Source organism: Coleofasciculus sp. E2-BRE-01 (assembly GCF_040221695.1).
Lineage (GTDB): Bacteria > Cyanobacteriota > Cyanobacteriia > Cyanobacteriales > Coleofasciculaceae > Coleofasciculus.
This window is the reverse complement of the sequence record NZ_JAVKEA010000222.1, coordinates 1-12783: the sequence shown is the minus strand read 5'-3', so window position 1 is coordinate 12783 and position 12783 is coordinate 1. Positions and strand designations below refer to the sequence as shown.

The window sequence follows — 12783 nt, the reverse complement described above, 5'->3', positions numbered from 1 at the left end:
TCAAACAGGTTCCGTTTAATACATAGCTCCCCAACATTGCTCGCTTTCCCCCACACCCCACACCCCATACCCCACACCCAGTATCCTATCGTGGGTAATGTGGCTTAAGTTGACACCCATGCACGTCGGTGCGCCCCTACGATAATGTCGTTTTTCCACGACACGAATTTAGGGAGAAACGTTCTAGCCTATAAGGGTAAAATCGGCTTCTGTTAAGAGGTTGGCATTCATTCCTTTGAGCATAGCCAGCGTCTCATCTTCAAAACCAATCAGGGTATTTTTGCCATCTTGAGTAATCGATAACTGACCAAAAGTTAGACCATCGGCTAAGCCAATTAAATCTGCACCATCTTGGAAGTCTACGATTGTATCTGTCCCTTCGTTTACGGCGAGGATAAAGGTATCGCTACCACTACCGCCAGAGAAGTCATCCCCAGTTAGGGTATCGTTACCGAGTCCGCCGCGCAGGATGTCATCCCCATCATCCCCCCAGATTTGGTCATCCCCGGCTTCACCAAAGAGTTGGTCATTTCCCCCTTTGCCACCGATGCGGTCATTGCCTGCACCACCGAAGATGATATCATCGCCACCGATACCAATTTGGGGGGAACGCTGGTTTAAGTCACCGCGTAAGACATCATCCCCGTCACCGCCGAAGATGGTATCATTTCCTAGGTTGCCTGCGATGGTGTCATTACCAGCGAATCCGTTGATTAGATCATTATCTTGAGTGCCAACTAAGGTATCATTATTGGGCGTGCCATTGATTCCTGAGCGGATACTGCCAAACACCACATAAGTTTCTCCTGCAAAAGAGTTACCATTGGGGTCAGCACGGTATGCACCGATAATCAAGTCATCAATGCCATCTCCATTGATATCTCCTGCTCCACTCACCGAAAAACCTGAGAAGTCAACCCGATCAATGCCGTTGATGACAAAGCCATTGCTACCGTTGAGTTCAGACAGCTCAAGTGAAGCATTGAAACCTTCGCTGTTACCAAACACCACATAAGTTTCTCCTGCACCCACGTTACCGTTGGGGTCAGCACGGGGGGCACCGATAATCAAGTCATCAATGCCATCCCCATTGATATCTCCTGCTCCACTCACCGAACGACCTGATTGGTCACCCACATCAATGCCGTTAATGACAAAGCCATTGCTACCGTTGAGTTCAGACAGCTCAAGTGAAGCATTGAAACCTTCGCTGTTACCAAACACCACATAAGTTTCTCCTGCAGAAGAGTTACCGTTGGGGTCAGCACCTGTGGCACCGATAATCAAGTCATCAATGCCATCCCCATTGATATCTCCGGCTCCACTCACCGAACGACCTGACAAGTCATCCGGATCAATCCCGTTGATGACAAAGCCATTGCTACCATCCAATTCACTAAGATTAAAAGATGCAGTTGCCATAGTATTCTCCCGTTAAATTTCAGTTACTATTGCTCCGAACCAATCCTGACAATACGCCGAATTTCATCCGTCTTAAACCCAACCGCCATCGGACGCCGCACTCCTGGCAATACCGCCACGTCATACAATTCCGTCACTATCCCTTCAATTCGCAGCCAATGGACAATATCCCCACTGCGTAAATCAATCACCAACAACCCACAGCGCGGTTCAGCCTGCTTACTCTGTAACCGCTCATCCAGCGCCAAACCCGAAAACGTCTTATTCTCCCTCGGCTTCGACAACCCGACAATCGCAAAATCCCCACTAAACGCCAACCCGCGCAAATAACCGGGACAAAACGCCACTGACTCAAACTCTCCCCGGTTCAAATCAACATAGCCAAACTCCCCTGTGCCAGAATTGAGCAACCAGAGCTTATCCCGATAAACTCGCGGCGAATGAGGCATCGACAACCCCGTCAAAATCACCTGATTCCTCTCCACATCAACCACACACCCCCCATCGCGCCGTTTATCCCGCCAACCATCGGTAACATCCGACTGACTCACCGCTGTCACATACGCCGGTTGTCCTTCTCCCATCGCTAAGCCATTCAGGTGACACCTATCTTCAGCCGCCAACTTGGAAATAAACGGCGGTTGCCATACTGGAACAAAACTGTGAGTTTCGCTCACCGTCGCCAAACAGCTAAATAGGGTATTGACAAAGATGGGGGAATCCCCCCCAGCCCCCCTTTGTAAGGGGGGAGCAAGAGATCCCCCCCCTTTTGAAGGGGGGGTTAGGGGGGGATAAACCACCGCCACATCATGGACATCCAAATCCCCGGTAACATAACCCACTTGCGGCACATAAAGACAGTCATACCCGTTGTGAACTTGTCCCGCTTCTAGAACATTTTCAAATCGCCATACCTGATAAAGCGAACTCAAATAAAGGGTGGAGCCATGAACACACAACCCCATACACCGCTCAAACGTGCGCTCAAAGATTGACAACTGTCCCGTTGGCTGTACTCCAATAAAAAATACCTTCCCAGCTTGATAGGTAGTAAAAGCTAGACTGAGATGTTGCTCAGTTAACCAAGCCGTGAATTGCCGAGAACCCGTTATTTCTAATGACGGGGAAGTCGTTGAAGAGAATGGCGATTGATGCACCATGAGCCGTGTACTCGATGAAAGCCACAAACGTTATCCGTTATTTATATTAGGAGTAATCGGCAACGGAAAATTAGTCAACAGGACATCTTTACTGAATCTTCATACAGAAAGCCGAATTTTCTCTGTTTATATTAATAAATTTTAAACTTTGTCAATTTTAGTGAAATATGGGCGACATTATTTTAATTAAATGGTACTAGAAAAAATACAACATTTACTCTGCCGCACATCTAAGCTGTTCGGCATTTAAACCATAACGTCAATAATTGTTCCCCTTCTGGTTGCGAACCAGCAAGCTAGCTACTAATATCTAACACACCCAGGGGGCGCGATCGCGAATTCATGCTGATATCCTTAACAATACTGACTCACCCAGGGGGCGCGATCGCGAATTAATCAAGAAAACGTTTCCTGTCTATCTGCTATCTTTAACGCGACTGGGTGCAAGTCAGCCAGAACCGTCCTCCTGCCAAGAAATCACCCTGACGTCATAAAGCGTTTCGATCCAAACCTTAGCACCACATCTTGGACTATCGGGACGATAAACAACACGGCATCCTCCCGGTATTTCCACTTCATGACCATAGATATTCTGATTGCCCTTTTGGGAAGCCTGTTCCTTTGCTCCAATCAGCGACCCAGAGTCGCACCACTTCTTCACCGTAATCACCGGCTGGTGTGAGTTATGTTTTTGATTCTGTCGAATTCTGTGTGAATTAACGTGAATGATCGTTTTCGCTGGCTTTCTGGGATTGCGCCAACGAGGAGCCGGACCTCTTTTTCCTCGCTGAATCAGTGGTTTGCCATTAAATAGAGGCATTAACCACATTGTCCCGGTCTTGTAAGCGCCTTGCACTCTGCCCTGGAGCAGCAGGACTCGCAGTCGAGCTGTAGAGATATTTAAAATTTGAGCCGCTTCTGTTGTACCGACAATCATGTTAACTATAAGGATAGCGTAATAGTTGTCAACTACTCACGGTTACTTCGTTGAACCGTGAGCTTGGAAGAGTCACAATTTCCCCCAATTTACTTTTATCTCCCCCAACCCTATTGGCAGGGGTTTGGTAACCCATTGGTGTCAACTTAAGCCCTAAAAGCAGGGGGAGCAGGGGAAGCAGAGGGAGCAATGTAGAGACGCGATGCGAGAAAGCTCAGGGTACTCATCCCATCCACACAATTGTGTAGTAAATTTATGCGGGGGACTTCAGCTTAAGGTTAAATAAACGCTCCAAATTGCCATCGCCCGCAGATAATGACCTGCCCGAAATGTGCCAATAGGTGTAATCGCTTCTGGGGTGCGGAATTGTAACCCATTTTCATAGACTTGTCTCACTACTGCTTCTGTCAATTTTAAGGCTTCATCCTTCATCCCCAATTGAATTAAAAAGGCGGCTAGTCCAAAATTAATCCCTGTCCACACCTCTAGGGGATGTGTCGCATCGGGATATTCAGGAGAACCATCGGGTTTTACGCCATTGGCTGCACCAAATTGGGCATTATGGAACTTTAAAAAACAAGACTCGTAAACCGTTTTTAATGCCGATTGGGTGCAGTCAGCGGGAACAATATCCGGTAATCCTAATAGTTTTACATAGAATTGACCACAAAGTTGATCTGCCATCACCACATCGGAATCACTGTCGCTATCCAGGCGATAATATTGACCATTCCAGAGTTTTTCTTGATAAATCGGTTTTGCCTGTTGTAGCCATTGCTGATAGTCGTTTAGGGTTTGTTGAATTACCTCTGGATCAGGTAGATTAATGGAAAAAACTAGGGTGTAATTATCTAGGAGAATCTGTGCGATCGCGCTTCCGGCTTCTAAGGCGGCTAACCATAGTCCACCACAGTAAGCACTAACTCCCTGCAACTGCCAATCATCAAACGTCTGATCCGGTGCGCCTGAGTTTTCTGGAATCCCATCACCATCGTGATCAAAGGTTTTCAGATAAGCTAGCGCCCTGACAATGGCTGACCAACATTCGGCTAAAAACTCAATATCCTTTGACCCCGTAAATACAAAAGTCCGATACACTTGCAAGACAAAATCACAGGGTAAATCTTTCCATTGATTACAATCTTGATAACTGGTATAATTAGTTTTCTCCCACGGATGTTCATTCGCTGCGCCTAAATCATGGGGTGTGGCATCAGCGGCTTTGCGAATTGCTGTGGCTTGATTGTATCCAATAATTCGCGGCGTATCATCACTCGTGGGAATTGCCTGGGCAAAGGCTTCCAGTACCGCTTTATCCAATCGCGACCACAACATCGCTAGGGCAAACGACCCATACAGCCGCACATCTAAACTTTCGTACCAACGATAATCAAAGGATTCCAACACCCCAAATTGTCCCACCGGATTGCGTTCATTTGCCGCACTCCAAATGGTTCCTCCAGCCGATAACAAATACAGTTCATTAAACAGCGCCATTTTGAACCAATTGGGTAAATCCTGACGCTGTAAAATGGGATTTTGCCAGGATGAAATTCGCTCTTGCCAAAGGTCAGAATGTTTAAGGGCAGTGCGAACCATTGACCAGGCATTATTCCCGGTACGTCCAAAGAAATCGGTATAACGGCGGTAATATTTAACCCCAGCCGAAAACTCAGTTACTGGAAAATCCCAAGCCAGGATAAAGGGGATTTTCCGGGTTCTCCCTGGGCGCAGTCTTACCCGTACCGCGATCGCGCCCCCAATTTGTTCTCCGGGTTCAGCAGGCGTTTCATCTTGCACATCACTGAGACTCCCGTCACTGGCAAACGTATTCCACACGTCTGATCCATCGCCTGTGGGATTCCAGCGACAGTGATAGAATACCTCCTGACTAGGATTCGTCACCGTGGCAAAACAGAGTTGTCCTTCGCCTTCCTCAATCTCATCCCGCAACCTCACTCGATCTAACAGACAACCCACGCGGAAATTATCCACAATCCACTGATTATAATTCCCGGTGCTATTGCCCCAACGGGGTTGATACTCGTAAACCGGACTCCCATCATCCCGTACCTGAACTTGGGGATGCTTGATTGCATTAGTAAACCAGCCCACCATATTCTGCCAGGTGAGCATAATACTTAAGGTAATCGGCTGATCTGTGGGATTATGGGCAGTCCATTCAAACACCGCCACCGGATAACTGCTTTCCTGATAACAATCTGCCCAAATTGGGGAAAACTGTTGGCAGGTTAATTCCGTTTGAAAGACATTCTCGTAGACAAACCAACTGCGAGGATAAAGGGCGTGATAGGTTCCCGTTGGTAGAGACGCGCCATGGCGCGTCTCTACATTAGGCGACGTAGGATACCATTGCCATTTGCCCAGACTGCCATCCTCTGGGGGTTCGGTGCAAAGGGAATAGGCTTGGGCGTCTTGGTTCTCTGGCTGTTCAAAGACGCTAAACTGACAAGCTGGCAAAGATTTAAAGGTATGTTCTCCCCCATCCAGATGCCATAGATTAAAATCTCCCCGTGGCGATCGCCCCAAACAACCTGCGCCAAATCCACCAAGGGGCATACCATGCCAGGGTCCATCATCCAGATTACTGGCATAGCGTACAGTATAGGGATTCTCCCAGCCCTGTCCAATTGGACGGTGCCAGGTACTCTCAGGGATAGTTGGGCGCGGTGGTTGGTAGATCATGCTTTAGATCTTACGGCGTAGTGGGTCACTTGCACTATTCTGGAGCAATCTGTAGAGACGCGCCATTCTCATACCATTTCTCTGGAATCGTTTGCTCCTCAACGCTCCCACATCCAACGCCTTACTTTTCACGGGATCTGGAAAACCTCTCTCCAAACCTCTCTCCTGCAAGGAGAGAGGCTTTGATATCATGTCCTGACGATTGCCCATAATTGCAATGCCTTAAATATAAGGGTTTCAGGCGTTTTTATTCAGGGCGGTTGAAACCGCAACTACACAAACAAAACCCGCCTGGCCTTCGGCAAGCTTCGCTAACGCGGGTTCCAAAACTCTTAATCTGTTGTTAGTCCGCGCAGGCGGACTTGGTTTGTCTAGGCGCGAATTCCATTCGCCTGAAGGGACGGAAGGGGGGTGATATGATGGGCTTTTGTGTTTCTCTAATATTTTCCCCACACCCCACACCCCACACCCCATACCCCACACCCCACACCCCACACCCCACACCCCATACCCCACACCCCACACCCCATACCCCACACCCCACACCCCACACCCCATACCCCACACCCCACACCCCATACCCCTTCAGGTCTCCCTAGACTTGCATCGCTTCTTGTAACGGAACGTCAGGGGTTGATTTATCCTCATGCAAGCGATCTAAAATCTCAATCACTTCTCGCTCAAAGGATACCTGGGCGCGGTTAGTTCTCCCCCCCACATAAAAGCGATCGCCTTTTTGTAATGCCCAAATTTGCGAATGGGAAACATAGCTCATAATTACACCCACCATGAGCAAACCAAAGCCGGTATACACAATCGGAATGCCCGGATCAGCTTTTATTTGTAAACCCGTACTGCCGATTAATTCCTTCAGACGCAATGTTACCCCATTCACTTGGGTACTCATTCCAGAACGAACCGTGGAGACTAATTTGCCCTTGGCATCGTACACCAAAACCGTCCCCTGTAAGTCTTTTGCCAACAGTGAAGCCCCTTCACTTAAATCCGGTTTCGTTGGTATCCATGTCCCCCAGATGCGCCCATTCCCCTGGATATCCAGTTTCGCCATGGGTAACTGGAAAATCGGACTGTTATTTAACTGTACTCGCACCGCCGCGATTCCCCAGTCGGTTTGGTAGAAGGTGACACCTTGATGGCGCAGGGGTTTATTCACATAAATGGTTTCGCGGTCAATTTCTTGTTCCTGGTTATCCACCACCGATAAATCGGAATAAAACTGATCAATTCCGCCTTCGGGGGTGTAGTCAATCCAGAAGCGATTAACATGAATCCCCCAATCTTGAGGAACCTGAGATTTTGCCCAGGGACCGGCATCAATAATGTTTCGGACATGAAAGGTTTTGCCACTAGGAACCATTTCCTGTGCCATAAATCCCGTCATCGCCCCCCAAATTGACCCCGCCAGAATAATCAACATACTGGCATGAACGACAATTGGACCAATCCGCCCCACGATTCCTTTGCGGGCGTAGAGGCTATCTCCTTCTTGAAATACCCGATAGCGCTTGGCTTGCAGCAGTTGGGATAAGGAATTCAGAGAACCTGTTTCTAGTTCAGCGCTGAGTGCCAATTTCTGAAATTGACGCGGTTCTTTGTAATAGTTCCAACGACGGGCGGCTTTCAGGGCGGGAAATTGACGAGTAAACGTGCAAGCGGTGAGGCTACTGCCAAACAGAACCAGGATTGACAAAAACCACCATGTCCGGTATATGTGGTCTAATCCTAAGAATAGGAGAACTTTCCAGGTTAAGAAGCCAAATAAGGCGGGATCTTCGGGATAATTGGCTTGATAAAAGGCAAGAGATTGACCCTGTTCGATAATGGTGCCACTGATACTGAAAAGAGCGATCGCGAGAAGGAGTGCGATCGCCAGTCGTAAATCCGCTAGAAATGATACGATATAACGCCGGAACCAACGTCCGACAGGATTAGACACAGATTGATTATCTAACGTCATTAATTAAAAAATTCCCCCAGGAATCCGAGACAGCAGCGAAAAGACGCCGAATCCGACTAATAAAGCCCCACTAACGGGTGTAATCCAACTTGACCATTGGCGTACTTCTAATAACCTCTTTATTGAAGCGGTAAATGTACCTGCCACAATCAACGGAGTAACATAACCTGCCGTATAGGATAATAGCAGAACGCCACCTAAAACCCAGTCTTGTGTACTTGCCACCCAAGCCAGTAACGTTGCCAAAACGGGTGTACTGCAAGGAGAGGCGACTAACCCAAAGGTTAAACCAATCAGATAAGAACGTATTCCCTTGGGCAAATCGGGGGAAATCCATTCCATTCCGCCAAACGACGGTAATTGTAGGGGTAATGCTTCCAGTAGGTTTAGCCCCATGATAATTGCAATCAGGCTAACAATTATCGGTAACCCGATACCCACTTGCCCATATACTCGTCCCACCGATGCGGCTAAAATCCCCAATCCGGCTAGGGTGGTTGCCAACCCGAAAGCAAACCAAGTGGATTGAGTTGCCGCTTGCAGGCGTCCTTTGGCTTCATAGCCGCCAATGTAGCCAATCGTGATCGGCAGCATAGATAGCATACAAGGAGTGAGGCTAGTCAGCAACCCAGCCGCAAAGATAATCCCGATGCTTAATGCACTCAGATGGGTAAGCTGGTTCCCAACCAGATTATCGGCAAATTGTTCCAGTTGGTACAGTTGAGTTTGTAAGGTGTCAATCATGCGCTGGGTAATTCACCAAATACCTGTTCTGTGAGCATTTTAACGTATGGGATTGTTTGTATTGACACTCCTCAGCCTGAAGGCGTGAGGATTCTTCTTTCATCGAGCGCTCTTAACTATGAAACAGGGGTCCTATTTCATACCAGAGGAGCATCTCTCCAGAAGCGTTTTGCTCCATTGCAGAAGCTAGTTTCGATATGCCCTATCGTACTATTGAAAACAAGAAAGAATGTGTTTTCTGGTGCTTGTTGCTTAGACTTTTTACCTGTACAAGCCTTCCTGTACAGAACCCTCTAAGCCTAGTTTTCAAGGTGCGATGCCTCTCGGACCCAGGTTTTTATAGAGGTTTAATACCCTTTCCTCTAAGCTAATTCTAACACAAAGTCGTCCTAGAAGACGAGGCTTTAGACACAATTTTTTGGTAAGCACAAGGCGTGCTTCAAAGCATAGCTGGAGTTGGCTCAGGTTCCCTTACTACAAAACAAATCTAATCCACAATTTTAGCTGTGTCAGTCCAGTAGTAACGCACTGATTCTTAAAGGATTGCGGTGGGTTACGCTTGGCTAACGGCATCCTACTCACTCGCTTCACAGGTATAACAAATGACATAAGACATAAGACAAATGATAATCACCACCGTTAACTTTAATTATCCCCACCTACTTCGTGAGAAACTTGGCGATAACGCATTTTGAGAATGAGTCCCAGCGTGATTTGTTTCATCACCCAATACAATACTGTCAACACGATAAAGGTGACAAACATGACCAACAAGGGACGTTTAGCCGTCAAGTCATCCACAATGGTTTGGGCTAAATCCTCCGGTTGTGTCACCAAATCCCAACTATTAAATCGGAGGAATCGTCCTAAATAAATACCAACCGCGCACAGGGCATGAGTAATCAGTTCAGCCGGAATCGTAAACTTACCCATGCCTTGCTTTTGTAAATAGTATCCTAAATTAATTAACGAGATAACATAAGCTTCAAACCCTAATAAAATAACACTGAGATGTTGCGGAATCAGCACTAACGTAATCACCCAAACGGAATAGTCACGGCGCACCGCATCAATCAGGTGGATGATATCCGTCAATAGATAAGGTGCATTGGGTAAGAACGCCATGAAAACAATTAAACCCACCCACCACAAAAGGTTACGAGAGCCAGAGGAGCGGCGAAAGAGCCAAACGCTTAAAGCTAAGGGGATAAACGCCAGAAATAAATTCCAAGCCATCCAACCGCTATGGCGATGCCACGCTTTCCAGGCATCCCTTAATAGAAATCTGAAAGACATGTTTTTACGGGTATAAGTCTGCTAGAGCAATCGGTTATTTACCAGTATAACGAATGGCTTCAAGACGCCGTGAGCCGTTATTAGTGATTCCTTATCAGCGAAATCTTGTCAATTTTCAGTAAGCTAAATTGTAGCCAAGTTGTAGGGTGCGTTAGTGAAGCGTAACGCACCACTTCTCAAGGGTTTGGTGAGTGACGAGAATTTGAGTGTTGGGCGGATGACAGCATTTATAGCGAAGACAGCGCTTACTACAAACGCTTAATTCAGTGACATTTTACTTAAGATAGGAAGAATAAGTTTATAGAAAGCGTGGGAAGATAGTCATGCAGGAACAATTGCAACGGGCGATCGCACCGTATCGGGACGCCGTTGATTATGTGGAAATTCGGGTGGAGCAAAGTGAGCAAACGGCGATATCGTTTCGGGGAGAACAACTGGATGCGGTAGACCGTAGCTTGAGTTTAGCGGGGGGAATTCGCGCTTGTCATCAGGGGGGATGGAGTTTTGTCACGTTTAATGGGTTGGCGGAGTTGGAAGATCGGATTGAAGCGGCGATTTCCCAAGCGCGGTTAGTGGGGAAAGACACCACAAGTTTAGCGCCCCTAGAACCGATTCAAGATTATGTGGCGGTGGAACTGGGTCGCGATCCTCGTGGTTTATCTCTGTTAGAAAAGCGTCAGTTAATCGCCGAGTATAATCGCCTATTACTAGAGTATGATCCGCGAATTCAAACCACAATGGTGGGATATCGCGATCGCTTCGGGATTACCTATTTTGTCAATTCCACAGGTTCCTGCATTGTCCAAGAACGGCTGGATATATCCGCCCGGTTTGGTGCGATCGCGCGAGGGGATGAGGGTGTCGTGCGTCAAGGTTTTGAGTCGGTTCACTCCCGTTCCGATTACGATGCGTTGGTGGGGATTGAAGAACGGGTGTTAGGGGCGGCGAAACGGGCGGTGACTCAGCTTGAAGCGAAGTCGGTGAAGGGCGGACAGCACACGGTTGTCTTAGATCCCTATTTGGCGGGTGTCTTTATTCACGAAGCCTTTGGACATTTATCAGAAGCCGATTTTGTCTATGAAAATCCCCGGATGCAAGAATTACTTACCCTAGGGAAACCAATGGCAATTCCCCAACTGAATGTGATTGATGATGCCACTCTACCAGGTTTACCAGGTACTCTACACTACGATGATGAAGGAGTACCCGCCCAGCGCAAGTATTTAATTAAAGATGGCATTCTCAGTCAACGGTTACATTCACGGGAAACCGCAGGCAAGATGCAAGAAGCGCTAACGGGTAACGCCAGGGCGATTAATGCTACCTATCCGCCCATTGTACGGATGACAAATACAGCGATTGAACCCGGAGATTGTTCTTTCGAGGATATGATTGGCGATATTGACGAAGGGGTTTATGCGGTGCGGATGTTGGGCGGACAAACAAATGGTGAAATGTTCACCTTTGCCGCAGGGGAAGGGTATATGATTCGCAATGGTAAGATTGCAGAACCTGTCAGCGATGTCACTCTCACCGGGAACGTGTTTCAAACCCTGAAAGATATTGACGCGATCGGCAATGATACACTCTACGTCAGTGGCGGGTGTGGTAAAGGTGGACAAATGCCCTTAGCCGTCAGCGTTGGTGGTCCCCATGTTCGGATTAAGGATGTCGTGGTTGGGGGGCGTTAGGAGAGGAGAGCTGGGGGAGATGGGGGAGATGGGGGAGATGGGGGAGATGGGGGAGATGGGGGAGATGGGGGAGATGGGGGAGATGGGGGAGCTGGGGAAGCTGGGGGAGATGGGGGAGATGGGGGAGATGGGGGAGATGGGGGAGATGGGGGAGCAGAAGGTAGGAGTTTCGGGAGATTCTGGTAGGGGCGGGTTTAGCCACAATTGTAGGGGCGGGTTTAGCCACTAACTTAGCTTGTCACCGATAACTGATCAACGAAACCCGCCCAAGCTTCAAAAAAGGGATTCTGGGGGGTTGTTAAATTTTCCTGACATTCAGAGAATTTTATTGTCTCCTGTGTCAGGATTAATTGATATATGCCTCTTAGCTGAGTTTTAAGTAGCTGGCTTCGGCTTCTAGCTGACGAACCAAAACGTCATTGCCATTGGCTCTAGCGACTTCTATACGATGCTGCAAGTTCTTTTGCAAGCTTTGGCGATGGGTAGCTGCGGCTTCTTTGGCTTGTTTTTGTAGTTGTTTGTTCATGGTGAACATTCCTTTGGCTTTACTTCTGGTATTGACTCTACTTTAAAAATACCACGAATAAAATCAAAAAAGATCACCTGAACGTAGTATTTGATACAGAAATTAGTGAAGTTTTGATGTGGATAACCGTAAGCAGAAGGCAGAAGGCAGAAGCTGAGGGGGTGACAAGGGACTTGAAGATACTACTGGGTGTAGGGTGTAGGGTGTAGGGTGTAGGGTGTAGGGTGTAGGGTGTAGGGTGTAGGGTGTAGGGTGTAGGGTGTAGGGTGTAGGGTGTAGGGTGTAGGGTGTAGGGTGTAGGGTGTAGGGTGTAGGGTGTAGGG

General features: G+C 47.8%; 10 protein-coding genes. 2 read left to right on the top strand and 8 right to left on the bottom strand.

The annotated features are described in order from the left end of the window. Positions 1-183: 183 nt before the first annotated feature. The 7 genes from RIG66_RS30860 to RIG66_RS30830 all read right to left on the bottom strand — a co-directional run bounded on the left by RIG66_RS30860 (position 184) and on the right by RIG66_RS30830 (position 10243). Entirely contained in the window at positions 184-1422 is a 1239-nt protein-coding gene (locus tag RIG66_RS30860; protein WP_446383496.1) for a hypothetical protein, read from the bottom strand. Between the two features lie 26 nt (positions 1423-1448). Next, the gene (locus RIG66_RS30855; RefSeq protein ID WP_446383494.1) at positions 1449-2582 is read right to left on the bottom strand and encodes a TIGR03032 family protein; all 1134 of its coding nucleotides are present in this window, start codon (positions 2580-2582) and stop codon (positions 1449-1451) included. Between the two features lie 448 nt (positions 2583-3030). Next, complete coding sequence (locus RIG66_RS30850; protein ID WP_446383492.1) at positions 3031-3519, bottom strand: DNA-binding protein; 489 nt, start codon at positions 3517-3519, stop codon at positions 3031-3033. A gap of 267 nt (positions 3520-3786) precedes the next feature. Continuing rightward, positions 3787-6225 (bottom strand): GH116 family glycosyl hydrolase, encoded by a 2439-nt coding sequence (locus tag RIG66_RS30845; protein WP_446383490.1) that lies wholly within the window; start codon positions 6223-6225, stop codon positions 3787-3789. A 595-nt stretch (positions 6226-6820) separates the two neighbouring features. Next, positions 6821-8203 (bottom strand): cytochrome c biogenesis protein, encoded by a 1383-nt coding sequence (locus tag RIG66_RS30840; RefSeq protein ID WP_446383488.1) that lies wholly within the window; start codon positions 8201-8203, stop codon positions 6821-6823. A 3-nt stretch (positions 8204-8206) separates the two neighbouring features. Further along, entirely contained in the window at positions 8207-8947 is a 741-nt protein-coding gene (locus RIG66_RS30835) for a cytochrome c biogenesis protein CcdA (protein ID WP_446383486.1), read from the bottom strand. 645 nt (positions 8948-9592) lie between these two features. Continuing rightward, entirely contained in the window at positions 9593-10243 is a 651-nt protein-coding gene (locus RIG66_RS30830; RefSeq protein WP_446383484.1) for a DUF1361 domain-containing protein, read from the bottom strand. Between the two features lie 323 nt (positions 10244-10566). Between RIG66_RS30830 and RIG66_RS30825 the strand changes: the two genes are divergently transcribed. Then, the gene (locus RIG66_RS30825; RefSeq protein WP_446383482.1) at positions 10567-11934 is read left to right on the top strand and encodes a TldD/PmbA family protein; all 1368 of its coding nucleotides are present in this window, start codon (positions 10567-10569) and stop codon (positions 11932-11934) included. Positions 11935-11953: 19 nt separating this feature from the next. After that, positions 11954-12163, top strand: a complete 210-nt coding sequence (locus RIG66_RS30820) for a hypothetical protein (protein ID WP_446383480.1) — start codon at positions 11954-11956, stop codon at positions 12161-12163. 135 nt (positions 12164-12298) lie between these two features. Here the strand turns inward: RIG66_RS30820 and pirA are convergent, their stop codons facing one another. Further along, entirely contained in the window at positions 12299-12460 is a 162-nt protein-coding gene (gene pirA, locus RIG66_RS30815) for an arginine synthesis PII-interacting regulator PirA (RefSeq protein ID WP_446383478.1), read from the bottom strand. Between the last annotated feature and the right edge of the window lie 323 nt (positions 12461-12783).